General features: G+C 62.1%; 25 protein-coding genes. 12 read left to right on the forward strand and 13 right to left on the reverse strand.

The features are described 5' to 3' along the window. Position 1: 1 nt before the first annotated feature. The 4 genes from QIW53_RS16585 to QIW53_RS16600 all read right to left on the reverse strand — a co-directional run bounded on the left by QIW53_RS16585 (position 2) and on the right by QIW53_RS16600 (position 4,763). Positions 2–1,957: an acyltransferase family protein gene (locus QIW53_RS16585; RefSeq protein ID WP_371050667.1), complete on the reverse strand. Its 1,956-nt coding sequence runs from the start codon at positions 1,955–1,957 to the stop codon at positions 2–4. Between the two features lie 141 nt (positions 1,958–2,098). Further along, positions 2,099–3,358, reverse strand: coding sequence for a transcription termination factor Rho (gene rho / locus QIW53_RS16590; protein WP_192307049.1), 1,260 nt, complete (start codon positions 3,356–3,358; stop codon positions 2,099–2,101). A gap of 246 nt (positions 3,359–3,604) precedes the next feature. Next, positions 3,605–3,934, reverse strand: coding sequence for a thioredoxin TrxA (gene trxA, locus QIW53_RS16595; RefSeq protein ID WP_003206727.1), 330 nt, complete (start codon positions 3,932–3,934; stop codon positions 3,605–3,607). Between the two features lie 121 nt (positions 3,935–4,055). Next, a complete protein-coding gene (locus tag QIW53_RS16600; RefSeq protein ID WP_371050668.1) occupies positions 4,056–4,763 on the reverse strand; it encodes a FadR/GntR family transcriptional regulator in 708 nt (235 codons plus the stop codon). Between the two features lie 257 nt (positions 4,764–5,020). Here QIW53_RS16600 and QIW53_RS16605 point away from each other — a divergent pair, with 257 nt between their 5' ends. The 5 genes from QIW53_RS16605 to ppx all read left to right on the forward strand — a co-directional run bounded on the left by QIW53_RS16605 (position 5,021) and on the right by ppx (position 9,532). Continuing rightward, positions 5,021–5,806, forward strand: coding sequence for a transporter substrate-binding domain-containing protein (locus tag QIW53_RS16605; protein WP_371050669.1), 786 nt, complete (start codon positions 5,021–5,023; stop codon positions 5,804–5,806). A 21-nt stretch (positions 5,807–5,827) separates the two neighbouring features. Continuing rightward, positions 5,828–6,496 carry an amino acid ABC transporter permease gene (locus tag QIW53_RS16610; RefSeq protein WP_371050670.1) on the forward strand — a complete coding sequence of 223 codons (669 nt, stop codon included), beginning with the start codon at positions 5,828–5,830 and terminating at the stop codon, positions 6,494–6,496. Continuing rightward, complete coding sequence (locus QIW53_RS16615) at positions 6,493–7,143, forward strand: amino acid ABC transporter permease (RefSeq protein ID WP_371050671.1); 651 nt, start codon at positions 6,493–6,495, stop codon at positions 7,141–7,143. Before QIW53_RS16610 ends, QIW53_RS16615 begins: the two co-directional genes overlap by 4 nt. Then, complete coding sequence (locus tag QIW53_RS16620) at positions 7,130–7,867, forward strand: amino acid ABC transporter ATP-binding protein (protein ID WP_371050672.1); 738 nt, start codon at positions 7,130–7,132, stop codon at positions 7,865–7,867. The genes QIW53_RS16615 and QIW53_RS16620 overlap by 14 nt, the downstream gene beginning before the upstream one ends. 162 nt (positions 7,868–8,029) lie before the next feature. After that, positions 8,030–9,532: an exopolyphosphatase gene (gene ppx, locus QIW53_RS16625; protein WP_371050673.1), complete on the forward strand. Its 1,503-nt coding sequence runs from the start codon at positions 8,030–8,032 to the stop codon at positions 9,530–9,532. Positions 9,533–9,629: 97 nt separating this feature from the next. Here ppx and ppk1 read toward each other — a convergent pair whose 3' ends face one another. Further along, a complete protein-coding gene (gene ppk1 / locus QIW53_RS16630; protein WP_371050674.1) occupies positions 9,630–11,855 on the reverse strand; it encodes a polyphosphate kinase 1 in 2,226 nt (741 codons plus the stop codon). Positions 11,856–11,873: 18 nt separating this feature from the next. Then, positions 11,874–12,887, reverse strand: a complete 1,014-nt coding sequence (gene hemB / locus QIW53_RS16635) for a porphobilinogen synthase (RefSeq protein ID WP_371050675.1) — start codon at positions 12,885–12,887, stop codon at positions 11,874–11,876. A gap of 208 nt (positions 12,888–13,095) precedes the next feature. On the opposite strand from hemB, the gene QIW53_RS16640 reads away from it, so the two are divergent. After that, a complete protein-coding gene (locus tag QIW53_RS16640) occupies positions 13,096–13,728 on the forward strand; it encodes a DedA family protein (RefSeq protein ID WP_371050676.1) in 633 nt (210 codons plus the stop codon). Here QIW53_RS16640 and QIW53_RS16645 read toward each other — a convergent pair. Beyond that, positions 13,709–14,956 (reverse strand): sterol desaturase family protein, encoded by a 1,248-nt coding sequence (locus tag QIW53_RS16645; RefSeq protein ID WP_371050677.1) that lies wholly within the window; start codon positions 14,954–14,956, stop codon positions 13,709–13,711. The genes QIW53_RS16640 and QIW53_RS16645 overlap by 20 nt on opposite strands. Positions 14,957–15,071: 115 nt before the next feature. Here QIW53_RS16645 and elbB point away from each other — a divergent pair, with 115 nt between their 5' ends. Further along, positions 15,072–15,740: an isoprenoid biosynthesis glyoxalase ElbB gene (gene elbB, locus QIW53_RS16650; protein ID WP_371050678.1), complete on the forward strand. Its 669-nt coding sequence runs from the start codon at positions 15,072–15,074 to the stop codon at positions 15,738–15,740. A 127-nt stretch (positions 15,741–15,867) separates the two neighbouring features. Here elbB and QIW53_RS16655 read toward each other — a convergent pair whose 3' ends face one another. Beyond that, on the reverse strand, positions 15,868–16,323 hold the full coding sequence (locus tag QIW53_RS16655) for a YaiI/YqxD family protein (RefSeq protein ID WP_371050679.1): 456 nt from the start codon (positions 16,321–16,323) through the stop codon (positions 15,868–15,870). A 60-nt stretch (positions 16,324–16,383) separates the two neighbouring features. Beyond that, positions 16,384–18,282, reverse strand: a complete 1,899-nt coding sequence (locus QIW53_RS16660) for an FTR1 family protein (protein ID WP_371050680.1) — start codon at positions 18,280–18,282, stop codon at positions 16,384–16,386. A gap of 313 nt (positions 18,283–18,595) precedes the next feature. Between QIW53_RS16660 and QIW53_RS16665 the strand changes: the two genes are divergently transcribed. Genes QIW53_RS16665 through QIW53_RS16680 form a run of 4 tightly spaced genes read left to right on the forward strand, consistent with a single transcriptional unit; the run spans position 18,596 to position 21,739 of the window. After that, a complete protein-coding gene (locus tag QIW53_RS16665; protein ID WP_371050681.1) occupies positions 18,596–19,993 on the forward strand; it encodes a COG3014 family protein in 1,398 nt (465 codons plus the stop codon). A gap of 15 nt (positions 19,994–20,008) precedes the next feature. Beyond that, a complete protein-coding gene (locus QIW53_RS16670) occupies positions 20,009–20,380 on the forward strand; it encodes a YcfL family protein (RefSeq protein ID WP_371050683.1) in 372 nt (123 codons plus the stop codon). Positions 20,381–20,404: 24 nt separating this feature from the next. After that, positions 20,405–20,992, forward strand: a complete 588-nt coding sequence (gene lpoB, locus QIW53_RS16675) for a penicillin-binding protein activator LpoB (RefSeq protein WP_368556016.1) — start codon at positions 20,405–20,407, stop codon at positions 20,990–20,992. A gap of 3 nt (positions 20,993–20,995) precedes the next feature. Beyond that, on the forward strand, positions 20,996–21,739 hold the full coding sequence (locus QIW53_RS16680; protein ID WP_371050685.1) for a penicillin-binding protein activator LpoB: 744 nt from the start codon (positions 20,996–20,998) through the stop codon (positions 21,737–21,739). A 56-nt stretch (positions 21,740–21,795) separates the two neighbouring features. Here the strand turns inward: QIW53_RS16680 and rhtB are convergent, their stop codons facing one another. From rhtB to QIW53_RS16695, 3 genes are all read right to left on the reverse strand, one after another. Continuing rightward, positions 21,796–22,428, reverse strand: a complete 633-nt coding sequence (gene rhtB, locus QIW53_RS16685) for a homoserine/homoserine lactone efflux protein (protein WP_371050686.1) — start codon at positions 22,426–22,428, stop codon at positions 21,796–21,798. 273 nt (positions 22,429–22,701) lie between these two features. Then, complete coding sequence (locus QIW53_RS16690) at positions 22,702–23,247, reverse strand: mechanosensitive ion channel domain-containing protein (RefSeq protein ID WP_371050687.1); 546 nt, start codon at positions 23,245–23,247, stop codon at positions 22,702–22,704. Then, a complete protein-coding gene (locus QIW53_RS16695; protein WP_371050689.1) occupies positions 23,247–25,157 on the reverse strand; it encodes an ATP-binding cassette domain-containing protein in 1,911 nt (636 codons plus the stop codon). Before QIW53_RS16695 ends, QIW53_RS16690 begins: the two co-directional genes overlap by 1 nt. A 50-nt stretch (positions 25,158–25,207) precedes the next feature. On the opposite strand from QIW53_RS16695, the gene QIW53_RS16700 reads away from it, so the two are divergent. Continuing rightward, a complete protein-coding gene (locus tag QIW53_RS16700; RefSeq protein WP_371050690.1) occupies positions 25,208–25,672 on the forward strand; it encodes a TIGR02444 family protein in 465 nt (154 codons plus the stop codon). Here the strand turns inward: QIW53_RS16700 and QIW53_RS16705 are convergent. Continuing rightward, a partial coding sequence (locus tag QIW53_RS16705) for a hypothetical protein (RefSeq protein WP_371050691.1) occupies positions 25,669–26,136 on the reverse strand: 468 nt, incomplete at its 5' end. The two genes, QIW53_RS16700 and QIW53_RS16705, sit on opposite strands and share 4 nt — an antisense overlap.

Raw genomic sequence — 26,136 nt, forward strand, 5'->3', positions numbered from 1 at the left:
ATCAATTGCCCGTCGCGCCCATCAGCAGCGGCGTAAACAACGGGCTCAAGCGCGCGCTGCCAGCGTCCGACAGGTGATCTTCGTCCTTGTACTGCGAATGGCCGTTCACCTCGATGCTGCACACCTGATCTGCACACATCAGCGGCGCTGGATCGATCACATGTACACCCGGGTCGGCGGCGCTCATCGAGTCGAACAACTGGCTGAGGAAGTGCTGGCGCGCCAGATGTTCCTCGAGCGGGCGCCCCAACCCTTCGGCCGAGCGCCCGACCCGGGCGAGGCTGGTCAGGCGGCTGACGGCGCCCTTGCGTTGCAGTGGCACTTCCTTGAACAGCCAGACCTCTGCGCCGGTCGCCCTGATCGATGCCACCCGTGCCTTGAGCGCCGCTGCCATGCGGGCCTCGGCCTGAGCGGTATCGTCATGTTCGTTAAGCAGGACTTTCCTGTCGCCGTCCTCGCGGCCATAGACGTAGAGGCTCCAGTTGGACGCCAGCACCACATCCTTGATCCCCAGGTGGCGGACCTGCTCCATGGTGTGTTCGTTGAAGTCCCTGCATTTCTGGCGTGGATCGTCGCCCTGGATCGGCGGGCAGGCACTCATGCTGTACAGCCACACCGGGCGCCCCTCTTTTGCCGCACCCTGCTTGATCGCCGGCAGCAAGGCAGCCGCATGGCTGTCGCCCCAAAACAGCTGGGTCGCCGGCACCGCCTGGTTTTCACCCAGCAGGCAGGCCTTGTCCGCTTGCTTGTCCTTGGTCACCAGCATGCATTTCATCTGCCCGGCCCGCCATTCCCGAGCCTGGGCATACTCCAGCGCCTTGCCGGTGAGGCGTTGCGGAAAGCCATCCGCCGAACGCACAACCGAACCGGTCACCGCGAGAACGACCATCGCCAGCAACCCCGCCACCAGCACCGGCTTGCGCCCGCCCAGCAGCTGTTTTTCACGGAACGGCAGTTCGACGAAACGCCAACTCAGCCAGGCCAGACCCAGCGCCAGCAGCATCCAGCCGAGCGCCTCCCAAGGCTGAATGCCGTCGACGGAAATGGCATTGGCGTAGACATAGACCGGCCAGTGCCACAGATACAGGGAATAGGACAGCAAGCCGATCCAGACAAAAAGCGGCAGGCTCAACAGCCGACCGGCCCACGTCGAACCCTGCCCACCCGACCAGATCAGAGCGGTGGCGCCCAGCACCGGCAGCAGTGCCGCCCAGCCAGGAAACAGTGTCTCGCGATCGAAGGTGAACACCGCCACCAGGACCGCCACCAGCCCGGCCACGCCCACTGCCTGGTAGAGCCAGGTCTGAACCGCGTGTTTACGTGCAGGTAACACCGCAAGCATCGCACCGCACAACAATTCCCAGGCCCGGGTGGGCAGCGAGAAGAACGCCAGGTCAGGCTTGCGCTCGATGTAAGCGATGTTCAGCCCGAAAGAGATCAACAGCACCGCGAACAGCATCCAGCGCCAATGCCGGACATGGCGCATCAACAACACCATCAGCAGCGGAAAGAAGATGTAGTACTGCTCTTCAACGGCCAGTGACCAGGTGTGCAGCAAGGGTTTCAGATCGGACGCGGGCGCGAAGTAGCCGTCTTCGCGCATGAACAGTATGTTGGAGATGAACAGCGACTGATAACGCACCGTCCGGCCCAGCTCGGAAAAGTCCTTGGCCGTGAGCAGCAACCAGCCCAGCGCCAACGTGACCAGCAACACCACGCTGAGCGCGGGAATGATGCGCCGCGCACGCCGGGCCCAGAAATCGACAAAGCTGAAACGCCCGGCGCTGATTTCGCGGAACAGGATGCTGGTGATCAGGAAGCCGGAAATGACAAAGAACACATCGACACCGACAAAGCCGCCGCTGAAGGTGCTGAAGCCGAAGTGAAAGAGTACGACTGGAATGACGGCCAGTGCCCGCAGGCCGTCGATATCGCGGCGATTACCAAAAGTGTGCATTGCGTCCCTTGTCGTATCCGATACCAACCCGTTCGCAAATGACCTCGTGTCATCGCGAAAGTTATCAATTCAGATACAAAATTATCAGAAGCCAAAAAAAACGCCCCGTACGGGGCGCTTTTCGTTGAAGCGTACTTCGTGTTATTTGCGTTTCATCGACAGGAAGAACTCGTCGTTGGTCTTGGTCGTTTTCAGCTTGTCGACCAGGAACTCGATGGCGGCGATTTCGTCCATCGGGTGCAGCAGCTTGCGCAGGATCCACATGCGCTGCAACTCGTCGTCGGCGGTCAGCAACTCTTCGCGGCGGGTGCCGGAGCGGTTGATGTTGATGGCCGGGAACACACGTTTTTCAGCGATGCGGCGATCCAGCGGCAGCTCCATGTTGCCCGTGCCCTTGAATTCCTCGTAGATCACTTCGTCCATCTTCGAACCGGTTTCAACCAGCGCGGTGGCGATGATGGTCAGCGAGCCGCCTTCCTCGATGTTCCGCGCGGCGCCGAAGAAACGCTTAGGTTTCTCCAGGGCGTGGGCATCGACACCACCGGTCAGCACCTTGCCGGAGCTCGGGATCACGGTGTTGTAGGCACGTGCCAGACGGGTGATGGAGTCGAGCAGGATCACCACGTCCTTCTTGTGTTCGACCAGGCGCTTGGCCTTCTCGATCACCATCTCGGCAACCTGCACGTGGCGGGTTGGCGGCTCGTCGAACGTCGAGGCGACCACTTCGCCGCGCACGGTGCGCTGCATCTCGGTCACTTCTTCCGGACGCTCGTCGATCAGCAGCACGATCAGATGAACTTCAGGGTTGTTGCGCGCGATGTTGGCGGCGATGTTCTGCAGCATGATCGTCTTGCCCGCTTTCGGCGGTGCAACGATCAGGCCGCGCTGGCCTTTGCCGATCGGGGCGCACAGGTCGATGACACGACCCGTCAGGTCTTCGGTGGAACCGTTACCGGCTTCCATCTTCATGCGCACGGTCGGGAACAGCGGGGTCAGGTTCTCGAAGAGAATCTTGTTTTTCGCGTTTTCCGGACGGTCGAAGTTGATCGTGTCGACCTTGAGCAGCGCGAAATACCGCTCGCCTTCCTTCGGAGGGCGGATCTTGCCAACGATGGTGTCACCGGTGCGCAAGTTGAAACGGCGGATCTGGCTCGGGGAGACGTAGATATCGTCCGGGCCGGCCAGGTAGGAAGAGTCAGCGGAGCGCAGGAAGCCGAAGCCGTCCTGGAGAATCTCCAGCACGCCATCACCGGAGATTTCCTCGCCGCTCTTCGCGTGCTTCTTGAGCAGGGAGAAAATCACGTCCTGCTTGCGCGAACGGGCCATATTTTCTATGCCCATCTGTTCGGCCAATTCGAGCAGTTCGGTAATCGGCTTTTGCTTGAGTTCAGTCAGATTCATATAGGAATGACGTAATCATTTATGGAGGGGGGAAATTAAGCTTTTGGCTTAATGAGGCCGCGCCGCGGAGAAGGCGACAGGATCGCGTACTTGTTCGAAAGGAGTGCGTCGGCGACGGCTTGCAGGGGGCATTGGAGAAACCAGTGCGGGGCCGAATGTACCACCTGAGTTTCAGAGCGTCTAGCCCTCTACAACGAAAAAGCCCCGCAATATGCGGGGCCTTTCACGGGCAATTTACAACGACGCTTAGATGTTGGCGTCGAGGAAAGCCGCCAGTTGCGACTTCGACAGTGCACCCACCTTGGTCGCTTCAACGTTGCCGTTCTTGAACAGCATCAGGGTCGGGATACCACGCACGCCGTGCTTGGCCGGGGTTTCCTGGTTTTCGTCGATGTTCAGTTTGGCAACGGTCAGCTTGCCCTTGTAGGTCTCGGCAATCTCGTCCAGAACCGGAGCGATCATCTTGCAAGGGCCGCACCATTCAGCCCAGTAGTCGACCAGTACAGCGCCTTCGGCCTTGAGTACGTCAGCTTCGAAGCTAGCGTCGCTAACGTGTTTGATCAGATCGCTGCTCATGGAATTCTCCAGGGTTGTAAGCAAAAAAACGTGGCCCATCATAGCCGCCCTTCCCTCGTTCAGGAAGCCGCAGATGATTGAGTCTCGCTATGGTGCTGCATGAGTTTGGGTATAGCTCAAGTCAAGCCGTGGCGGGAGCGACGAAGGCAATTCCGGTGCGCAGCGCGGCGTTGCGCACATGCTCGTGCATAGCCTTTTGCGCCGCGCCGGACGAGCGCCTGGCCAGCGCGCGAAGGATTTTGCGGTGCTCCTGCCAGGTTTCCATGGCACGCTCTGCCCGGATGAACGGTAGCTTCTGGCTTTCCAGGAACAGCTCGGCACGGGCGCTGAGAATGCTCAGCATCGCTTGATTGCCGCCGGCGAGCAGGATTCGCCGGTGAAACTCGAAGTCCAGTCGAGCTGCGGCGTCGAAATCCCCGGCCTTCAGTTCTTTACGCATCGCGGCCACGTTGTCCTGCAGCGCATCCAGTTCGTCGATGCTCAATGTCACGGCTGCCAGCCCGGCGGCGAAACCTTCAAGGGCATAGCGCAACTGGAATATATCCAGGGGAGACGCCTGTGCCGCATACGGCCATCCCGCTGCGGCCTCGCCGCCGGACAACTCCACCGCTGCCTGCACAAACACGCCCTTACCGGGTTGAATGCTGATCACGCCGAGCGCGCTCAGCGATGACAGGGCCTCGCGCAACGACGCGCGACTAACCCCCAGGCGCTCGGCCAGGTCCCGTTGCGAGGGCAATGCATCACCTGGCCCGAAGCCCTGCTCAGTGATCAATTTGCGGATGGCTTGCAACGCCACTTCAGGCACGGCTCTGGAGATCGAATTCATGGCGATTTCTAGCGCAAAAGACGAATGAGCGCCTAGTTGTAAAGCTATTCGCAACGCCAGGCAAGTCGTGCCCCATGGGGGTTCGGGCAGGAGCGACGATGCGCCACGAGGGTGCGAAAAGCCGCTCAACTGTTCAGACCAGTAAGACCGATCAACGTCAGCAAAGACGTGCTGTCGAGCGGCGATGAAACGATGTTGGCATGCCCCGTGCTCTGTCGATTCGCAGAATGCCTTCCTTGCCGATTCGGAGATTTGCCATGACCCTGCGTTACAGCGCCCTCCTCGCTTCCCTGTTTGCCAGCCTGCTGCTGATCCAGGCGCCCGCCCACGCCGACGGCCTGGAAGATGTAGTCAAGCGCGGCGTGCTCAAGGTTGCCGTGCCCCAGGACTTCCCACCCTTCGGCTCCGTCGGCCCGGACATGAAACCTCGTGGACTGGATATCGACACCGCAAAACTGCTGGCCGACCAGCTCAAGGTCAAACTCGAGCTCACGCCGGTCAACAGCACCAACCGCATCCCGTTCCTGACCACCGGCAAGGTCGACCTCGTAATCTCCAGCCTCGGCAAGAACCCCGAGCGCGAGAAGGTCATCGATTTCTCCAGCGCCTATGCGCCCTTCTATCTGGCGGTGTTCGGCCCACCGGACGCCGACATCAAGAGCCTGGACGACCTCAAGGGCAAGACCGTCAGCGTCACCCGTGGCGCCATCGAAGACATCGAGCTGAGCAAGGTGGCGCCCGAAGGCGTGACCATCAAGCGCTTCGAGGACAACAACTCGACCATCGCCGCTTACCTGGCCGGCCAGGTCGACCTGATCGCCAGCGGTAACGTGGTGATGGTGGCCATCAGCGAGAAAAACCCGAAACGCGTGCCTGCCCTGAAGGTGAAGCTCAAGGATTCACCGGTCTACGTCGGCGTCAACAAGAACGAGCCCGCCCTGCTGGGCAAGGTCAATCAGATCCTCGCCACCGCCAAGACCGACGGCGCGCTGGAGAAGAACGCCCAGACCTGGCTGAAAGAGCCGCTGCCGGCCGATCTCTGATCGTCGCCCGGGGGATTTGACATGGCCTATCAATTCGATTTCATGCCGGTGGTGCACAACACCGACCTGCTGCTGCGCGGGGCGTTGTTCACCCTGGAATTGACCGCCATCGGTGCCGTGCTGGGCGTCGGCGTGGGCATCGTCGGGGCACTGGTACGGGCGTGGAACATCCGCCCGTTCTCGGCGATCTTCGGCGTCTACGTCGAGCTGATCCGCAACACGCCGTTTCTGGTGCAGCTGTTTTTCATCTTCTTCGGCCTGCCGTCGCTGGGCCTGCAGATTTCCGAGTGGCAGGCAGCGGTGCTGGCGATGGTGATCAACCTTGGCGCCTATTCAACGGAAATCATCCGCGCCGGGATTCAAGCGATCCCCCGTGGGCAACTGGAAGCCGCCGCTGCGCTGGCGATGAGCCGGTTCGAAGCCTTTCGCCATGTGATCCTGCTGCCGGCGCTGGCCAAGGTCTGGCCGGCGTTGAGCAGCCAGATCATCATCGTCATGCTCGGCTCGGCAGTCTGTTCGCAAATCGCCACCGAAGAGCTGAGCTTCGCCGCCAACTTCATTCAATCGCGCAACTTCCGCGCCTTTGAAACCTATGCCCTGACCACGCTGCTGTACCTGTGCATGGCCTTGCTGATACGCCAACTGCTGAACTGGATCGGCCATCGATACATTGCAAGGAACAGCCGATGAGCGATTTCACTTTCTGGGACATCGTGCGCAACCTGCTCACGGGTCTGCAATGGACGCTGGCACTGTCGCTGGTGGCCTTTGTGGGCGGCGGCCTGATCGGCCTGCTGATCATGGTCATGCGCATTTCCAGCAAACCTCTGCCACGCAGCCTGGCGCGTACCTACATCGAATTGTTCCAGGGCACACCCCTGCTGATGCAGCTGTTCCTGGTGTTCTTCGGCGTGGCGTTGGCCGGGGTGGAGATTTCGCCGTGGATGGCGGCGGCGCTTGCCCTGACGCTGTTCACCAGCGCCTACCTGGCGGAGATCTGGCGCGGCTGCGTCGAATCGATCCCCCACGGGCAATGGGAAGCCTCGTCGAGCCTGGCGCTCAACCCACTGGAACAGTTGCGCTACGTGATCCTGCCACAAGCCCTGCGCATCGCCATCGCGCCGACCGTGGGTTTCTCGGTGCAGGTGGTCAAAGGCACCGCCGTCACCTCGATCATTGGCTTCACCGAACTGACCAAGACCGGCGGCATGCTCGCCAACGCGACCTTCGAACCCTTCATGGTCTACGGCCTGGTCGCCCTCGGTTACTTCCTGCTCTGCTACCCCTTGTCTCTCAGTGCGCGCTACCTGGAAAGGAGACTGCATGCCTCTGCTTAGAATTTCCGCCCTGCATAAATACTACGGCGATCATCATGTGCTCAAAGGCATCGACCTGAGTGTCGAGGAAGGCCAGGTCGTGGCGATCATCGGCCGCAGTGGCTCGGGCAAGTCGACCTTGCTGCGGACGCTGAACGGGCTGGAGTCGATCAACGACGGCGTGATCGAGGTCGACGGCGAATACCTCGACTCCGCCCGCGCCGACCTGCGCAGCCTGCGCCAGAAAGTCGGGATGGTGTTCCAGCAATTCAACCTGTTCCCGCACCTGACCGTGGGCGAGAACGTCATGCTCGCGCCGCAAGTGGTGCAGAAAGTGCCCAAGGCCCGCGCGGCGGAGCTGGCTCGGGAGATGCTGGGGCGAGTCGGGCTGGGGGAGAAGTTCGACGCCTTCCCGGATCGTCTGTCCGGAGGCCAGCAGCAGCGCGTGGCCATCGCCCGGGCCCTGGCGATGTCGCCCAAGGTGTTGCTGTGTGATGAAATCACCTCGGCGCTCGACCCGGAACTGGTCAACGAGGTGCTGAGCGTGGTCCGGCAACTGGCCAAGGACGGGATGACGCTGATCATGGTCACCCACGAGATGCGTTTTGCCCGGGAGGTCGGGGATAAACTGGTGTTCATGCATCAAGGCAAGGTGCATGAGGTTGGGGATCCGAAGGTGTTGTTTGCCCAGCCGCAGACGGCGGAGCTGGCGAACTTCATCGGGACGACCGAGGCGGCAGTCTGAGGGATGCCTGGCGCCTGTGAGGCCGTCTTCGACTTGCTCGCGATTGACCGCGCCGCGCTCAGCGACATTCAGTGAGCCGGATCAAGGCTTTGAACACTGCGCGTTGGCGTCAGCCTTTGATCGTGGCACGATGTCAGGGTTATCGACCGAGACCCCCTGACCATGCCGCAATCCCAAGCCAAGAACCTGTCCCTGATCGCCGCAATCGACCTGGGCTCCAACAGCTTCCACATGGTCGTGGCCAAGGCCCAGAACGGCGAAATCCGCATTCTCGAACGCCTGGGTGAGAAGGTTCAACTGGCGGCCGGCATCGACGATGAGCGCCGTCTCAGCGAAGAATCCATGCAGCGCGGGCTCGATTGCCTGAAGCGTTTTGCCCAACTGATCAACGGTATGCCCCTGGGCGCCGTGCGGATCGTCGGCACCAACGCCCTGCGCGAAGCGCGCAACCGGGCGGAGTTCATCCGCCGCGCCGAAGACATCCTCGGCCATCCGGTGGAGGTCATCTCCGGTCGTGAGGAAGCCCGCCTGATCTACTTGGGCGTCTCCCACACCCTCGCCGACACCCCGGGCAAGCGTCTGGTGGCCGACATCGGCGGCGGCAGTACCGAATTCATCATCGGCCAGCGCTTCGAACCGCTGCTGCGCGAAAGCCTGCAGATGGGCTGCGTCAGCTTCACCCAGCGCTACTTCAAGGACGGCAAGGTCACCCCGGCCCGCTACGCCCAGGCGTACACGGCGGCTCGGCTGGAGATCATGAGCATCGAGCACGCCCTGCACCGCCTGACCTGGGATGAAGCGATCGGCTCCTCGGGCACCATTCGGGCCATCGGCCTGGCCTTGAAGGCCGGCGGCCACGGCACCGGCGAGGTGAATGCCGAAGGCCTGGCGTGGCTCAAGCGCAAGCTGATCAAACTCGGGGACGTCGACAAGATCGACTTCGAAGGCATCAAGCCTGACCGTCGGGCGATCTTCCCGGCCGGCCTGGCGATTCTCGAAGCCATCTTCGATGCCCTTGAACTGCAGCGCATGGACCACTGTGAAGGTGCACTGCGCGAAGGCGTGCTGTATGACCTGCTGGGTCGCCATCACCATGAAGACGTGCGCGAGCGTACGCTGACCTCGCTGATGGAGCGCTACCACGTCGACCTGGAGCAGGCCGCCCGGGTCGAGCGCAAGGCCCTGCATGCCTTCGACCAGGTGGCCAGCGACTGGGACCTGGAAGACGGGGTCTGGCGCGAACTGCTCGGCTGGGCGGCCAAGGTCCATGAAGTGGGCCTGGACATCGCGCACTACCACTACCACAAGCATGGCGCCTACCTGATCGAGCACTCGGACCTCGCCGGGTTCTCCCGCGAAGACCAGCAGATGCTCGCCCTGCTTGTACGCGGCCACCGCCGCAACATTCCCAAGGACAAGTTCGCCGAGTTCGGCGACGAAGGCATCAAGCTGATTCGCCTGTGCGTGCTGCTGCGCTTCGCCATCCTGTTCCACCACATCCGCGGCACCCAGCAGATGCCTCAGGTGGAATTGAACGCCAACGGCAACAGCCTGGAAGTGGTGTTCCCGCAAGACTGGCTGGACAACAACCAGCTGACCCAGGCCGACTTCGCGATCGAAGCGGAATGGCTGACCCGGGTGGATATCGTCCTCAACGTTCGCTGACTGCCCCTGCAGGAGCGAGCTTGCTCCTACAGGGGCCGGGCATGTGCAAAAAAAATGGCGACCCAAACGGGTCGCCATTTTTCATTCCCGCCGCAGGTCAGCTGCTGACCGGCAGAATCGGGCTGCCCAACCGCTCCAGCAAGGTGGCCTGCGCGCTGCGCGGGTTCTGGTTGCCGGTCGGCGTGTTGCGGATGTAGCGACCGTCCGCCTGCAGGCTCCAGCTGTGGGTGTTGTCGGTCAGGTACAACTCCAGCTCTTTCTTGACCCGCATGATCAGCTTCTTGCCCTCCACCGGGAAGCAGGTCTCGACGCGCTTGTCGAGGTTGCGTTCCATCCAGTCGGCGCTGGACAGGAACATCTGCTCTTCACCGCCGTTGAGGAAGTAGAAGATCCGCGTGTGCTCCAGGAAACGTCCGATGATCGAGCGCACGTGAATGTTGTGCGAGACGCCGGCGATGCCCGGACGCAGGCAGCACATGCCACGCACCACCAGGTCGATGCGCACACCGGACTGGCTGGCCTTGTACAGCGCGCGGATGATCTTCGGATCCGTCAGCGAGTTGAACTTGGCGATGATGTGCGCCGGCTTGCCGTCGAGGGCGAACTGCGTCTCCCGGGCAATCATGTCGAGCATGCCCTTCTTCAAGGTGAACGGCGCATGCAGCAGCTTCTTCATGCGCAGGGTCTTGCCCATGCCGATCAGTTGGCTGAACAACTTGCCGACGTCTTCGCACAAGGCGTCATCGGAGGTCAACAGGCTGTAGTCGGTGTACAGGCGGGCGTTGCCGGCGTGGTAGTTACCCGTGCCCAAGTGCGCATAACGCACGATCTCACCGGCTTCGCGGCGCAGGATCAGCATCATCTTGGCGTGGGTCTTGAAGCCGACCACACCGTAGATCACCACCGCACCGGCCGCTTGCAGGCGGCTGGCCAGTTGCAGGTTGGACTCTTCATCGAACCGCGCCCGCAACTCGATCACCGCCGTGACTTCCTTGCCGTTACGCGCGGCATCCACCAGCGCATCGACGATTTCGGAGTTGGCGCCGGAGCGATAGAGGGTCTGGCGCACGGCGAGCACGTGGGGGTCTTTCGCCGCCTGACGCAGCAGGTCGACCACCGGCGTGAACGACTCGAACGGGTGCAGCAACAGGATGTCCTGCTTGCTGATCACGCTGAAGATGTTCTCGCTGTTTTGCAGCAGTTTCGGGATCTGCGGCGTGAACGGCAGGTATTGCAGCTCGCGCTGGCTGTCGAGGCCGGTGATGCTGAACAGCCGCGTCAGGTTCACCGGACCGTTGACCTGATACAGCTCGGTCTCGCTCAGGTTGAACTGCTTGAGCAGGTAGTCGGACAGGTGTTTCGGGCAGGTATCGGCCACTTCCAGCCGCACCGCGTCACCGTAGCGTCGGGAGAACAGTTCACCGCGCAGGGCGCGAGCCAGGTCTTCCACGTCTTCGGAATCCAGCGCCAGGTCGGCGTTACGGGTCAGGCGGAACTGGTAGCAGCCCTTGACCTTCATGCCCTGGAACAGGTCATCGGCGTGCGCATGGATCATCGACGACAGGAACACGTAGTTGTCGCCGGCACCGCCGACTTCTTCCGGCACCTTGATGATTCGCGGCAGCAAGCGCGGGGCCGGGATGATCGCCAGACCGGAATCGCGGCCGAATGCGTCGATGCCTTCCAGCTCGACGATGAAGTTCAGGCTCTTGTTCACCAGCAGCGGGAACGGGTGCGTCGGGTCGAGGCCGATCGGGGTGATGATCGGGGCGATCTCGTCGCGGAAAAAGCGCCGGACCCAGGTCTTGATCTTGGTCGTCCAATGACGGCGACGGATGAAGCGGACCTGATGCTTTTCCAGTTCCGGCAGCAGAATATCGTTGAGGATCGCGTACTGGCGGTCAACGTGACCGTGTACCAGCTCGCTGATCCGGGCCAGGGCCTGATGCGGTTGCAGACCGTCGGCGCCCGCCTGCTCACGGGCGAAGGTGATCTGCTTCTTCAGCCCGGCCACGCGAATTTCGAAGAACTCGTCCAGGTTGCTGGAGAAGATCAACAGGAACTTCAGCCGCTCGAGCAACGGGTAGGACTCATCCAGCGCCTGTTCCAGCACGCGGATGTTGAACTGCAGTTGCGAGAGCTCGCGGTGGATGTACAGGCTGCTGTCATCCAGGCCGGGAATGGCAATCGGCGGGGCCGCCACAACGGGCTCGGCCACCACCGCCGGGGGAGCAGGCTCCAGCTCCGGAGGGGTCTCGTCGATTTGCTCCACCACAGGTAGAGCCTCGTTTACGGCAACTTCAGTGAGTCCTTCGGTATTCATGGAATGTTCCTGGGAGGGCTATGGTTGCTCTCGTAGCAATTGAGCAGCACGAACGGCAAAGTACGTCAGGATGCCATCGGCTCCTGCACGTTTGAAAGCGGTCAGGGATTCGAGAATCACCCCTTCGCTCAACCAGCCGTTCTGGATCGCCGCCATGTGCATCGCGTATTCACCGCTGACCTGATAAACGAAGGTCGGCACTTTGAATTCTTCTTTGACCCGGCAAAGGATGTCCAGGTAGGGCATGCCTGGCTTGACCATGACCATGTCCGCGCCTTCCGACAAGTCCGCCGCCACTTCGTGCAGGGCTTCATTGCCGTTGGCCGGGTCCATCTGATAGGAGGCCTTGTTGGCCTTGCCCAGGTTCAGCGCCGACCCCACCGCATCGCGGAACGGCCCGTAATAGGCGCTGGCGTACTTCGCCGAGTAGGCCATGATCCGCACGTTGACGTGCCCGGCCACTTCGAGGGCTTCGCGGATCGCCTGGATACGACCATCCATCATGTCCGAGGGCGCCACCACCTGCGCGCCGGCTTCGGCGTGGGACAGGGCCTGCCTGACCAGTGCGTCGACCGTGATGTCGTTCTGCACATAGCCTTCTTCGTCCAGGATGCCGTCCTGGCCATGGGTGGTGAACGGGTCCAGCGCCACATCGGTGATCACCCCCAGCTCGGGGAACTGAGCACGCAAGGCGCGGGTGGCGCGTTGCGCGATGCCTTCAGGGTTCCAGGCCTCGGCCGCGTCCAGGGATTTGAATTCGGACGGCGTGACCGGAAACAGCGCCACAGCCGGAATGCCCAGTTCCACCCACTTGGCCGCCTCTTCCAGCAACAGGTCGATGGTCAGGCGCTCCACACCTGGCATCGAGGCCACCGCTTCGCGACGGTTTTCACCGTCCAGCACGAAAACCGGCAAAATCAGGTCGTTGGTGGTCAGGACATTTTCACGAACCAGGCGGCGCGAAAAATCATCACGACGGTTACGACGCAGACGGGTGGCTGGAAACAAGCGATTGGCGGGGGTAAAGCTCACGGCAGACTCCTGAGCCCGCGCTGACGGGCGAGCGTGACAGTTATAAGCGGCCATTATGACCGCCTCATTACAGTTATGTGCATCCCTGCGACATGTAGTCACATTCCATTGTCCTTGTAGGAATTGTTCACGTCGAGACACATTTGGACACTTTCATGAATGTGTCCGAAGGGGTAGGCTGCGCGTTCATTTCGCCAGCACCCAGACAATGCTCCAACAATTTCTGCATGACTTCGGCTACTTTGCGCTGTTTATCGGCACATTCTTCGAAGGCGAAACCATCCTGGTGCTCGCAGGCTTCCTCGCGTTCCGTGGATACATGGACATCAACTTTGTGGTGGTCGTGGCGTTCTTCGGCAGTTATGCCGGCGATCAGCTGTGGTACTTCATGGGGCGCAAGCACGGGCGTCGAATCCTGGCCCGCAGGCCGCGCTGGCAGATGATGGGCGACCGGGCGCTGGAACACATCCGCAAGCACCCCGACATCTGGGTATTGAGCTTCCGCTTCGTCTACGGCCTGCGCACGGTCATGCCCGTGGCGATCGGCCTTTCCGGCTATCCGCCAGGTCGCTACCTGCTGCTCAACGGGATTGGCGCGGCGATCTGGGCGACCGCGCTGGCCGCTGCCGCCTATCACTTCGGTGCGGTACTCGAAGGCATGCTCGGCAGCATCAAGAAGTACGAATTGTGGGTGCTTGGCGCCTTGCTGGTGCTGGGCCTGGGCCTGTGGCTGCGCCGCCGCTTCAAGAATGCGCGCCTGGCCAGGAAGGTCTACGCCGAGGAGCAGGCCCTGAAGGCCGAGCAGGCCAAGGTCGCCGAGGTCAAGACGCCAGGCGAGTGAAGCGGTTTCTGCAGCAGTAGAGCCCGATGGCGCTGAGCAGACTGTAACTCAGCAGGCCGATCCAGCCCACGGCGCCAGCCGCCACACCGCCCGGCCACAGTCCGACGACGGGTGCGAGCCAGACCAGCGGCACGTTCGACGCCAGCCGCAGCCCTTCCAGCTTCAACGCCCAAGGGCGATTCTCCAGGGCCACGCCCAGCGTGAACAACCCCAGTGCCACCGCGCCCCAGCCAAGCACCAGCGCCGCCGTCGACAGCTGTGGCTCGAAATTCATCAGATAGCTGCCCAGCGCGATGTACACGCAGAACTGCAACAGGATGTAGATCTGCTGGGGGGCGCCCAGCGGCACCTCGAACTTGCGAAACTGGCTCAAGTCCGGCTTGCTCATCGGGTACTTCGCCGCCACGTCGGCCGGTCGCCATCCGGTACGCATGAACCAGATCCGCAGCTTGTCCCAAGGGTTTTGCGCGCGGCGCGCGTCCTGCCACAGCTGCACATAGAACTGCGCATTGGCCCACAGCGGATTCCAGCTCTGCAACGGCGTGGTCACGCCGAAAATCACCGGTTCGTTGTCGTCCTCCTCCTGGAACGAGCCAAACAGCCGGTCCCAAATAATGAACACACCGCCGTAGTTGCGATCCATGTAGAGAGCGTTCTGCGCATGGTGAGCACGATGATTGGAAGGCGTGACGAAAAACCACTCGAACCAGCCAAGCTTGGGAATATGCCGCGTATGCACCCAGAACTGATACAGCAGGTTCAGCGCCGCAACGCTGACGAACACCAGCAGCGGCACGCCGAGTACCGCCATCGGCAGGTAGAAGATCCAGCTCAGCAGAAAGCCGGTGCTGGTCTGGCGCAGCGCCGTGGAGAGGTTGTAGTCCTCACTTTGGTGATGCACCGAGTGCGCCGCCCAGAGGATGTTGCGCTCGTGGCCCAGGCGATGCAGCCAGTAATAGCAAAAATCGTAGAGCACAAAGGCAAACACCCAGACCCAGGCGCGCTCCGCCGACAGTTCGAACAGGGCCAGGTGCTTGAGGGCGAACGCATAGGTCAACAGCCCCACGCCCTTGGTCAACAGCCCGGTGGTGGTGGACAGGACGCCGGTGCTGATGCTGTTGATGGCGTCGGCCACCCGATAATTGCTCACCCCGCGCCAGCGGTCGGCCAGCAACTCGATGGCAATCAGCACGAAGAAGAACGGCACCGCATACAGAATGAAGTCCATGACGCGCCCTGATCGGAATCTTTGGGACAGATCCTAGGTGTAGCTGCGAATTAACCCTATGGCAACGAGTGACAAATTAGTGGACATTTAACGCCATGAATCAGGAGAAAAGCCCATGAGCAAAAAAGTTGCAGTGATCCTTTCCGGTTGCGGCGTATACGACGGCGCCGAGGTTCAGGAAAGCGTGATCACCCTGCTGCGCCTGGACCAGCGCGGCGCTCAAGTCCAGTGTTTCGCCCCGAACATTGCGCAGTTGCATGTGCTCAACCACCTGACCGGTGAAGAGATGCCCGAATCGCGCAACGTCCTGGTGGAATCGGCGCGAATCGCCCGGGGCAACGTCAAGGACATCCGCGAGGCCGACGTCGAGGAATTTGATGCGCTGATCGTGCCGGGTGGCTTCGGCGTGGCCAAGAATCTGTCGAACTTCGCCATCGAGGGCGCCGGCTGCACGGTTCAGCCTGAAGTCCTGGCGCTGGCCGAAGCCTTCGCCGAAGCCGGCAAACCGGTTGGACTGATCTGCATTTCGCCGGCCCTGGCGGCGAAGATCTACGGCCCCGGCGTCGCCTGCACCATCGGCAATGATGCCGATACCGCTGCGGCCATGAACAAGATGGGCGCTACGCATACCGATTGCGCGGTGACCGACATCATCGAGGACAAGGCGCGAAAGCTGGTGACCACGCCGGCCTACATGCTGGCGCAATCGATCAGCGAGGCGGCTTCAGGCATCAACAAACTGATCGACCGCGTGCTCGAATTGACCCACGAAAACGACGCCTGACACGGATTACTGTAGGAGCGAGGGGGACGCCCAGTCCCTGCTCGCGATAACGGTGAATCAGACGATTTTTGTATCGACTGACACGCCCCGATCGCGAGCAGGCTCGCTCCCACCGTAAACGCAGTGTTCAGGATTCGCGAGAGAGGCGGGTCAGAATCCGATCCAGCGCATTGGCAAACGCCTGCTTCTCGCGATCTCCGTAGGGCGCTGGGCCGCCGCTCATCTGCCCCTGCTCACGCAAATCGGTGAACAGGTTGCGCACCGCCAGTCGGTCGCCCATGTTCTGTGCGTCGAACTCTTTGCCTCGCGGGTCCAGCGCCGACACGCCTTTTTTCACCAGCCGGTCGGCCAGTGGCACATCGCTGCAGATCACCAACTCGCCGGGCACAGCGTGCTCCACCAGATAGTCGTCTGCGGCGTCCGGGCCACTGGGCACCACGATCAGTTTCACCAGCGCCAGGGCAGGCTTGATCTGCGGCTGCCCCGCCACCATCACCACCTCGAACTGGCGCTTCAGGGCGAATTTCACCACCAGGTCCCGGGCCGGCCGGGGGCAGGCATCGGCATCGATCCATACGCGCATGATTCTTTTCCTCCGTCGAACGCTTCGATTTGCCCGCGCCGATGAGCGCAGCGATGCCGGTCAGGAAACCTGCACCCGCCGTTTCTCCGCCAGCCAGCTGCGCCCATACAGCAGGACGATCGCAATGATCGCCACCGCCTGGGCACTCAGCGAATAGGCATCGGCGTGGATGCCCAGCCAGTCGAACTCGAAGAACGGCACGGGTCGTGTGCCGAAGATCCCGGCCTCCTGCAACGCCTTCACGCCATGCCCGGCAAACACCACCGACAGCGCGCACAGCAACGCGGCGTTGATGCTGAAGAACAACGACAACGGCAGCTTCGCCGAACCACGCAGGATCACCCACGCCAGGCCCACCAGCAGCACCAGCGCCGTCGCACCACCGGCCAGCACCGCATTGTGCCCCGCCGGCCCGGCCTGCAGCCACAGGGTCTCGTAGAAGAGAATCACTTCGAACAGCTCGCGATACACCGAGAAAAACGCCAGGGTCGCAAAGCCGAAACGTCCGCCACCGCCCACCAGGCTGCTCTTGATGTAATCCTGCCAGGCGGCCGCGTGGCGACGGTCGTGCATCCACACGCCGAGCCAGAGCACCATCACCGCCGCAAACAGCGCCGTCGCCCCTTCCAGCAGTTCCCGTTGCGAGCCGCTGACGTCGATCACGTAGGCCGCCAGTGCCCAGGTCGCCAGACCGGCCAGCAGCGCCAGGCCCCAGCCGACGTTGACGCTGCGCACTGCCGATTGCTGCCCGGTATTGCGCAGGAATGCGAGGATCGCCGCCAGTACCAGGATCGCTTCCAGGCCTTCGCGCAGCAAAATCAACAAGCCGGAGATGTAGCTCAACGACCAGCTCAGACCGTCGCTGCCCAGCAGACCGGCGGACGCCTTCAGCTTGTCTTTGGCCGCGTCCAGGCGCTGCTGAACCTCGGTCAACGGCAAGCCGTCCTGCAAGGATTGCCGGTAAGCCATCAGGGATTTTTCAGTGTCCTTGCGCACGGTGGCGTCGACGTTGTCCAGTGAGCTTTCGACCAGCTCGAAACCTTCCAGGTACGCCGCTACGGACAGGTCGTACGCCTGATCGTGATCACCCGCGCGGTAGGCGGCGAGGCTCTTGTCCAGGGTGGTGGCGGTGTAGTCGAGCAACTGTCCGGGGCCACGCTTGACCTGTGACGGCTGCGCACGCTGGGCACGGAAGCTCGCTGCGGCTTGCGGGCCTTCGGCGGCCAGCACTTCAGCCGGTGTCTGACGGGCCAGTTCGGCGATGTCGTAGGTTTTTTCGCCGGCTGCGGTCGCCGTATCGGCGTTGAAACTGGCGATGTAGGTCGCCAGGTCCCAGCGCTGACGGTCGTCCAGTTGATCGGCGAAAGCCGGCATGTCGGTGCCTTCGACGCCCATCCCCAGGGTGTTGTAGATGGCGTACAGGCTCAGCCGATCCAGTCGCGCGGCATCACGCAGATTGGCCGGCGGCGGCGTCAGGCCGACCCCGGCCGGGCCATCGCCGGCACCGGTATCGCCATGGCAGACCGAGCAATGCTGGGCATACAGCGGCGCGCCACGGGTCGGGTCCGGCGTGATGATCGGCGCCTGGCTCACTTCATAGGTGACCGCCAGCTTCGCCCCGAGCTGCCTGGCCTGCCGCGCGATCTCGGCACCGTCCTGACGTGCGGCAATGGCGGCGTGCAGTGCGCTGACGCCCTGCTCGAGCCCGGCCTTCTCCGGCTTGTCCGGCATCGCCGCGACCAGCCCCTGCAACACCTTGGCAAATTCCAGTTGTTCGCGGTATTCGGATTCGTTGATAACGTGACCCGCCTCGACCGACTGCGGGTAATCCGCGCCAATGTAATCGAGCAGATGCAGGGCCTGCGGCGCACCTTCCACGGTATCGGCCAGCAGATTGAAACTGCACAAGGCAACCAGCGGCATCGCCAGCCAGGCCAGGAAACGGGACGGGGGAGTCATGAATGAATCTCAATTGGAAATACGAAGTAACACATTGTTCACTTCGAAAGACTTTCACTCAAGCTTTGTCGTGAAACGCGCAGGCACGAACAGGGCGCCCATGGAGCACCAGATGATGGCACCTTGTGGAAAATAGGGATTAAAAAGCCATTACGAAGCCATCATCCCTGTCTATAATGCCGCGCCTGTTATTGATCGACAGGCCATTCAAGCTCCCCGCTTCAGGGGGAATTGGCAGGACGCCAGTCTGCGCCGATAGGTCTCAACAGCCAGACCGGCAACCACGGCTGCTACATTCAGGGAAGAAGTATCCATGGCCTCCCGCGCCCTTACCTTGATCGCGCTCGGCGCTGTCACTTTGCTCTCCGGCTGTTCGGTGTTTCGCAATTACGATTCCGAACTCGCGCAAACCAACCAGCAACTGGCTTCCGGCAACGTCGATGCCGCACTGACCCTGCTGGAAAAGAACAACACCGGCGAAGACAAGGACCTGCTCTACTACTTCGAGAAAGGTGAACTGCTGCGCGCCAAGGGCGACCTGTCCGGCAGCCAGAACGCCTGGGGCAGCGCCGACGTCGTGGTGGGCCAGTGGGAGGACGCGGTCAAGCTCGATACCGGCAAATACCTCGCTCAGTTCGGCAGCTTCCTGGTCAACGACAAGGTCCGTCGTTACGAGGGTTATGACTACGAAAAGGTCATGCTGACCACGCAAATGGCCCTGAACCTGCTGGCCGTGAACGACTTCGACGGCGCGCGCACCGCGATCAAGAAAACCCACGAACGCGAAGCGGTGATCGCCGACCTGCGCGACAAGGAATACCTCAAGAGCGAAGAAGAAGCCGAGAAAGAAGGCATCAAGACCGAGTACAAGGACCTGCAGGGTTACCCGGTCGCCAGCCTCGACGCGCCAGAAGTGGTCGGCCTGAAAAACAGCTACCAGAGTGCGTTCAGCCACTACCTGGCCGGGTTCGTCTACGAAGCCCTGGGCGAAAGGGACCTGGCCGCGCCGGGCTATCGCAAGGCTGCCGAACTGCGCCCGAACACCCCGCTGCTGGAACAGGCCCTGAAGGACCTCGACAAGAAAAGTGCCAAGGATGAAGACAGCGACGTCCTGATCGTCCTGCAAAGCGGCCTGGCGCCGGCCCGGGACTCGATCCGCGTGCCCCTGCCCTTGCCGATCAGCGGCAACGTGGTGATCACCCCGCTGTCGTTCCCGATCATCAAGCCCGACACCTCCACCCTCACGCCCGCACAGATCGGCGTGAACGGCCAGCAACTCAACCTGACACTGCTCAACAGCACCACCGCCATGTCCCGCCGCGCCCTGCGTGACGACATGCCGGGCATCATCGTACGCACCACCGTGCGCGCCGTGACCCGTGGCATCGCGCAGAAGAAGATCAACGAAACCAACCCGCTCGCGGGCCTGGCGGTCGGTATCACTTCAGCCGTGCTCGAAGGTGCCGATACCCGTACCTGGCGCACCCTGCCGGACAACACCCAGGTGGTCCGCGTGCGCCTGAAGAAAGGCGAGCATCAGGTCACCCTGCCGAGTGCGGTCGGTGGCTCGGTGGTCAAGATCACCGTCGATCAGCGTTATCAGGTCATCAGCCTGCGCGCCGTGGGTAACCAGATGTTCGCCAGCGGCGTGGCGGCTCACGTCGTGCCGAGCGCCAGCCCGACGGCGGTCGCCACCCTCAAACAACCTTAAGAACGGAGTCTTTGCATGCGCTTCAAACTCATCGCTGTCGTCGCCCTGGCCTTGCTGGCCGGATGCGCCACACCCCCGCCACCGGAGCCCGGCAGCGCCGCCAGCAAAGTCGTGGCCATGGGCAAGCTGAAGAACATCGTGGTGGGCGCCATGCGCGTCGCCCGGGAAAACGGCTTCATGACGGTCAATGTGCAGCTGAGCAACACCAGCTACAGCAACAAGACCTTCTACTACCGCTTTGCCTGGCTCGGCCCTGAAGGCTTCCCGATTGGCGAAGAAGAGACCTGGAAAAGCCAGTTGATGTACGGCGAACAGACCAGCTTCATTCAGGCCATCGCGCCCACGCCCAAAGCCGTGGATTTCCGCCTGGAAATCAAAACGCCTTAACCCCATTTTTCAGAGAGCACTCCCATGTTTGCACGCTTTTCGTTCATCGCCGTCATCGCCCTCCTGGCCAGCGGTTGCGCCAACACTTCGCCGACCCTGGGCAGCAAGAACATCAGCTACGGTGACACCAAGGCCGTGGAAACCGTGACCAACGAGTTCGGCTCGACCGACCTGCAGATGATCGCCGAATCCATGACCCGCTCCCTCGCCCAGTCCGGCATTCTGCAGGGCCGCCCTGTGGTGCAGGTCTACGACGTGAAGAACAAGACCAGCGAGTACATCGATACCCGCGAGATCACCACCAGCATCAAGACTCAGCTGATGAAGTCCGGCACCGCCCGTTTCGCCAGCGACAACACCCAGATGCAGAGCCAGGTTGACCAGCTCAAGCTGCAAAACCAGAGCGGCCTGTACAAGAAAAACACCGTCGCCAAGACCGGCAACATGATCGCTGCCAAATATCGCCTTGAAGGCTCGATCAGCTCGATCGTCAAGCGCAGCAGCGACTACAAGGACGTCTTCTACAAATTCAGCCTGCAATTGATCGACGTTGAAAGCGGTCTGGCCGAATGGATGGACGAAAAAGAGATTCGCAAGACCACGGAGCGTTAATCAATGCGCGCATGGATCGGCATGATGGCCCTGGCTTGCGCGTTCAGCGTACAGGCGGCGCCGAAAGTCGCGGTGACGGACCTGGCGTACCAGGAACGTGTGGAGCAGTACATCCACATCGTTTCGGCACAGAACAACTTCCAGGCCAACCGTTACAGCGCCAGCGGTTCTTCGAGCTACAACGAAATCGAAGCGACCAGCAGCTACATCGAACAGGGTGAACTGCGTAAATTCACCGGCGACATCAAGGGCGAGATCCTGCGCACCGGACGGTTCCAACTGGTGCAGGGCACGCCCTACACCGCCTCGTCCAAGGGCGATGTGTATGACGTGATCAAGCGGATCAAGGCCGGCAACTTCAAGGGCGCCGACTATGTGCTGTTCGGCACCGTGTCGGACATCGACTTCACCAGGGACGTGACCGAGCTGGCCAACACCGACAGCTACTCGGCGATCCTGGCGTTGACCCTGGTGGCGGATTTCAGCCTGATCAACACCCGCACCTTCGAGATCACCTCGGCGTTCACGGCGATGGGCGAAGGCCAGGACACCAAGCTGGTGAATCATCGGGATGTGCGCGTCTCGCTGAACCGTCCTCGCGTGGTGCGTGAGGTGTCCAAGGCGCTGGGCGAAGACGTGGCGTCGCAGTTGAGCCAACAGCTCGGCGGCGGTGGCTACGAGCAGCCCGGGCAAGCCCCGCAGCGTAACAACCTGCCAAGGGATACGGCGCCAGTGATTCTGCACTGAGCCGTGAAAACGAAAAAGGCGACCCGAACGGGTCGCCTTTTTTGTGCCTGAACGGTTTACACCGCCGCTTTGCGCAAGGTCGCCATGAACGCCGCAGCGCCGATGAACAGGCCGGCAAACGTGCGGTTCATGCGCTTCTGCTGTTTGGGCGTACGCAGCAGGCGCAGCACTTTCGACGCCAGGCCGGTGTAGCCGGCCATGACGATCAGGTCGACGCAGATCATGGTGACGCCGATGACCAGGTACTGGACCAGCAGCGGCGCATGGGGGTCGATGAACTGCGGCAGCACCGCCAGCATGAACACCAGGGCCTTCGGGTTGCTGATGTTCACCAGAAAGCCACGGAACACCAAGGCCATGGGCTTGCCGATCTGGCGCACCGCAGCGTCGTCGCTCATGTCACTGGGCAGCGCTCGCCATTGCTTGATCGCCAGGTAAACCAGATACGCCACGCCGAACCACTTGATCGCGTAAAACGCCGTGGCCGAGGCCGTCAGAATCGCGCCAACGCCGGCACCGACGATCGCGATCTGCACCGCCAGGCCCAATTGCAGACCCAAGGCGTTCCAGTAACCGCGCCAGAAACCGTATTGCAGACCGCTGGACATCGACGCAATGGCGCCGGCACCGGGCGACAGGCTGATCACCCAGCAGGCGGCCAGAAACGCCAGCCATGTTTGAAGCTCCATTGCACACCTCGACTCAGACTCGTGACAGAAGTCTAAGCTAATGCGGCTTTGGGCCGATGACCATCGATTTTTTGCGGGATGTTTCAAACCCCATCGTCAAAACACCGACCGGAACCGGTTTTTACATGCACCGCAAATCCCCTGTAGGAGCGAGCTTGTCGAGGCGTCGAACCGTCGCGATGGTCGTCAACGATGACGCTGGCTGCCTGACACCCAGCGGTGCCTGGACCTCCATCGCGAGCAAGCTCGCCCCCACAGAGGGAAGAAATCCATCTACACCCAGCGCCGAACCGATCGCTGGAAGAACAGGCTGTTGGGCACCTGCACCATGGCGCTGCCGCTTCCCAGGTCCTCAGCCTCGATCAACGTGGTGTACAGCAGATTGATCGCCACCACCCGGCCTTTGACGCCCGGCTTGTCGGTGGTGTCCACCAGCTCGACGATGTCACCGATACGGAACGGCCCGACGGTGAAGATCAGGATCGCGCAGAGCAGGTTCGACAACACGCTCCACATGGCGAAAAACGCCACCGCCGCCACCGCGACGAACCCGGACAGTGCGGTCCAGAGCACCGTCGCCGAGACGCCAAGGCGTTCCAGCACGAACAGCAGCGCACTGCCCATGATCAACCAGCGCAGGCCACCGCGCAGCGGCATGAGCAACTGCGGGGGCAGCGGATAACGCTCGCCCAGGCGGTTCAGGCATTTGGCGACGAAGCGCTGGGCAAGATAACCGGCCAGGAGGATCAGCAGTATTTGCACCACGAACCAGATCGGCTGGACCCAGGCAGGCGGCACCGGCAGGGTAAACGCTTCCATCAGGACAGCGCCTCCAGCTCCGCCTGCATGCTTTCGAGCAGTTCCAAAGCTTGCATCCAGGCCTCTTCCAGCTCGGCTTCGCGCACCTTCAGCTTCGCTTGCTCAGCCAACAGGTCGCGCAAGTCGTTCTTGCGCGTCGGTTCGTAAATGTCGCTGTCGCCGAGGCTGGCATCGACCTTCGCCAGCTTCTCGTGCAGCTTGCCGAGTTCGGTCTCCAGCTTTTCCGCTTCGCGCTTGTGCGGCGCCAGTTGCTGGCGCAACGCGGCAGCGGCCTGGCGCTGAGCTTTCTTGTCGGTCTTGTCCGGGTTGGCCGGCGTATTGCTGACCGGGGCGTTGCGCTGGCGGAAGTCGACCAGCCAGCGGGCATAGTCCTCCAGGTCGCCGTCAAACTCCTCGACCTTGCCGTCCGCCACCAGGTAGAAATTATCGGTCGTGCTTTTGAGCAGATGGCGATCGTGGGAAACCACCAGCACCGCACCACTGAATTCCTGCAAGGCCATGGTCAGCGCCAGGCGCATTTCCAGGTCCAGGTGGTTGGTCGGTTCGTCGAGCAGCAACAGGTTCGGACGCTCCCAGGCGATCAACGCCAGGGCCAGACGCGCCTTTTCACCACCGGAGAAATTCAGTACCGGTTCGTCGATCCGCGCACCCCGGAAGTCGAAACCGCCGAGGAAGTCGCGCAGGGTCTGCTCACGCTCGGTCGGTGCCAGGCGCTGCAAGTGCAGCAGCGGGCTGGCCTTGGAATCCAGGGAGTCGAGCTGATGCTGGGCGAAATAGCCGACCACGGTGTTCTCGCCACGGGTCAGTCGACCGGCCAACGGCGACAACTCACCGGCCAGGTTCTTGATCAGGGTCGATTTGCCGGCGCCGTTGGGGCCAAGCAAGCCGATGCGCGCGCCCGGGGTCAGCTGCAACTTGACCTTCTCCAGCACGGCCTTGTCGCCGTAGCCCAAACGGGCATCGGACAGGTCGATCAAGGGGCTGGAGATTTTCGTCGACTCGCGGAACACGAAATCGAACGGCGAATCGACGTGGGCGGCGGACAACTCTTCCATCCGCTCCAGCGCCTTGATCCGGCTCTGGGCCTGACGGGCCTTGGTGGCCTGGGCCTTGAAGCGGGCGATATAGCTTTCCATGTGCGCACGTTGCGCCTGCTGCTTCTCGTAGGCCTGCTGCTGCTGGGCCAGACGCTCGGCGCGGGCGCGTTCGAAGGCGCTGTAGCCACCGCGATACAGGGTGATCTTGCGCTGGTCGACGTGGGCCACGTGATCGACGACCGCATCGAGGAAGTCCCGGTCGTGGGAAATCAGCAACAGGGTGCCGGGGTAGCTTTTGAGCCACTCCTCGAGCCAGATGATGGCATCGAGGTCCAAGTGGTTGGTCGGTTCGTCGAGCAACAGCAGGTCCGAAGGACACATCAACGCCTGCGCCAGGTTCAGGCGCATCCGCCAGCCACCGGAAAAGTCGCCGACCTGACGATCCATCTGCTCGTTGGTGAACCCCAGACCCGCCAGCAATTTGCGGGCACGCGCATCGGCGGTGTATCCGTCGGCGCTGTCGAGTTCGGCGTGCAGGCGTGCCTGGGCGGCACCGTCATGGGCGGCCTCGGCGGCCGCCAGGTCGCGTTGCACCTGGCGCAGGCGCAGGTCGCCATCGAGCACATAGTCGACCGCGAGGCGCTCGAGCGTGTCGACCTCCTGGCGCATGTGGGCGATACGCCAGTCGGCCGGCAGAAAGCAATCGCCCGAGTCCGGGTGCAGCTCACCCCGAAGCAGGGCGAACAGGCTCGATTTGCCGGCGCCATTGGCACCGATGAGGCCGGCTTTCTGGCCGGCGTGCAGGGTCAGCTCGGCGTCTTCTAGCAGACGTTGCGGGCCACGCTGTAAAGTCAGGTTCTGAAGTCGAATCATAATGGCGGCGGAGTCTACCAGCTTCGCTCGCAACTGGCGCGAGTAGCACTATGTCCTCTGACCTGTGGAGCTTTTCCCTGACAACTTACGCCCGACCCGGCGTTGAAGCCGCGTGCCTGGACCTGCAGTCGGCCGGGGTGAATGTCTGCCTGCTGTTGTGCGGGTTGTGGCTGGGCACACGGGGAACCGTCTTTGACGAACAGCGCCTGCAACAACTTCGCCGTGTGACCGCCCCCTGGGATGTGGACGTTGTTCAACCGCTGCGGACCTTGCGCACGCAATGGAAAGTCATCGCGAGCGATGATCCGGAATTGAATGCGTTACGCGAGCAAGTGAAGGCGCTGGAGCTGGAGGCTGAACGTCTGCTGCTGTCGCGGCTGGAGCGAGCGACACAGCATTGGCCGCAGGATGAAGCGGGCGACCTTTCGGCCTGGCTGGACGGTGTGGCGGCGAATGCCGCACACCTGCACCGCGACGCGCTGCATCTGCTGCGCGTCGCGGTAACCGGCGCTTAGGAAGCGCTGGTTGGGGTGGTGCCGGTGCTCGACACTGCCGCTGGCGTTGGCGCCGGGGTGGTGGTCGAGGTCGAGGCTGCGGGTGCAGGAGCAACCGAGGCAGCAGGTGCAGAGGTCGCTGGCTTGGCAGCAGGTGCCGGGGTCGGCTTGGCAGCAGCGGCCGGTTTTTTCACGGCTGGTTTTGCGGCTGGCTTGGCGGCTGGTTTCGCAGCAGCGGGTTTGGCAGCAACAGGCTTCGCCGCTGGCTTGGCAGCAGCAGGTTTGGTGGCTGGTTTCGCAGCCGCTGGCTTGGCGGCTGGCTTGGCGGCAGCGGGCTTCGCGGCGGCAGCCGGTTTGGCAGCAGCAGGCGTGGCGGTGGTGGCCGGTTTGGCGACGGCAGGCTTGGCAGCAGCAGGTTTAGCGGCAGCAGTTCTGGCTGCGGGTTTAGCCGCAGGTTTGGCTGCTGGTTTGGCGGCTGCTTTTAC

This window comes from Pseudomonas fluorescens (assembly GCF_041354075.1).
Lineage (GTDB): Bacteria > Pseudomonadota > Gammaproteobacteria > Pseudomonadales > Pseudomonadaceae > Aquipseudomonas > Aquipseudomonas fluorescens_CE.

What these genes read in the sequence shown, in the direction of transcription:
- QIW53_RS16600 (WP_371050668.1), bottom strand. Translation starts at nt 4,763, where the DNA reads ATGAATTCGATCTCCAGAGCCGTGCCTGAAGTGGCGTTGCAAGCCATC.
- QIW53_RS16640 (WP_371050676.1), top strand. Translation starts at nt 13,096, where the DNA reads ATGCTCCAACAATTTCTGCATGACTTCGGCTACTTTGCGCTGTTTATC.
- lpoB (WP_368556016.1), top strand. Translation starts at nt 20,405, where the DNA reads ATGTTTGCACGCTTTTCGTTCATCGCCGTCATCGCCCTCCTGGCCAGC.
- trxA (WP_003206727.1), bottom strand. Translation starts at nt 3,934, where the DNA reads ATGAGCAGCGATCTGATCAAACACGTTAGCGACGCTAGCTTCGAAGCT.
- QIW53_RS16605 (WP_371050669.1), top strand. Translation starts at nt 5,021, where the DNA reads ATGACCCTGCGTTACAGCGCCCTCCTCGCTTCCCTGTTTGCCAGCCTG.
- QIW53_RS16665 (WP_371050681.1), top strand. Translation starts at nt 18,596, where the DNA reads ATGGCCTCCCGCGCCCTTACCTTGATCGCGCTCGGCGCTGTCACTTTG.
- QIW53_RS16690 (WP_371050687.1), bottom strand. Translation starts at nt 23,247, where the DNA reads ATGGAAGCGTTTACCCTGCCGGTGCCGCCTGCCTGGGTCCAGCCGATC.
- QIW53_RS16680 (WP_371050685.1), top strand. Translation starts at nt 20,996, where the DNA reads ATGCGCGCATGGATCGGCATGATGGCCCTGGCTTGCGCGTTCAGCGTA.
- QIW53_RS16610 (WP_371050670.1), top strand. Translation starts at nt 5,828, where the DNA reads ATGGCCTATCAATTCGATTTCATGCCGGTGGTGCACAACACCGACCTG.
- QIW53_RS16695 (WP_371050689.1), bottom strand. Translation starts at nt 25,157, where the DNA reads ATGATTCGACTTCAGAACCTGACTTTACAGCGTGGCCCGCAACGTCTG.
- QIW53_RS16585 (WP_371050667.1), bottom strand. Translation starts at nt 1,957, where the DNA reads ATGCACACTTTTGGTAATCGCCGCGATATCGACGGCCTGCGGGCACTG.
- rhtB (WP_371050686.1), bottom strand. Translation starts at nt 22,428, where the DNA reads ATGGAGCTTCAAACATGGCTGGCGTTTCTGGCCGCCTGCTGGGTGATC.
- ppx (WP_371050673.1), top strand. Translation starts at nt 8,030, where the DNA reads ATGCCGCAATCCCAAGCCAAGAACCTGTCCCTGATCGCCGCAATCGAC.
- QIW53_RS16700 (WP_371050690.1), top strand. Translation starts at nt 25,208, where the DNA reads ATGTCCTCTGACCTGTGGAGCTTTTCCCTGACAACTTACGCCCGACCC.
- QIW53_RS16670 (WP_371050683.1), top strand. Translation starts at nt 20,009, where the DNA reads ATGCGCTTCAAACTCATCGCTGTCGTCGCCCTGGCCTTGCTGGCCGGA.
- QIW53_RS16660 (WP_371050680.1), bottom strand. Translation starts at nt 18,282, where the DNA reads ATGACTCCCCCGTCCCGTTTCCTGGCCTGGCTGGCGATGCCGCTGGTT.
- elbB (WP_371050678.1), top strand. Translation starts at nt 15,072, where the DNA reads ATGAGCAAAAAAGTTGCAGTGATCCTTTCCGGTTGCGGCGTATACGAC.
- QIW53_RS16620 (WP_371050672.1), top strand. Translation starts at nt 7,130, where the DNA reads ATGCCTCTGCTTAGAATTTCCGCCCTGCATAAATACTACGGCGATCAT.
- QIW53_RS16615 (WP_371050671.1), top strand. Translation starts at nt 6,493, where the DNA reads ATGAGCGATTTCACTTTCTGGGACATCGTGCGCAACCTGCTCACGGGT.
- QIW53_RS16655 (WP_371050679.1), bottom strand. Translation starts at nt 16,323, where the DNA reads ATGCGCGTATGGATCGATGCCGATGCCTGCCCCCGGCCGGCCCGGGAC.
- QIW53_RS16645 (WP_371050677.1), bottom strand. Translation starts at nt 14,956, where the DNA reads ATGGACTTCATTCTGTATGCGGTGCCGTTCTTCTTCGTGCTGATTGCC.
- rho (WP_192307049.1), bottom strand. Translation starts at nt 3,358, where the DNA reads ATGAATCTGACTGAACTCAAGCAAAAGCCGATTACCGAACTGCTCGAA.
- ppk1 (WP_371050674.1), bottom strand. Translation starts at nt 11,855, where the DNA reads ATGAATACCGAAGGACTCACTGAAGTTGCCGTAAACGAGGCTCTACCT.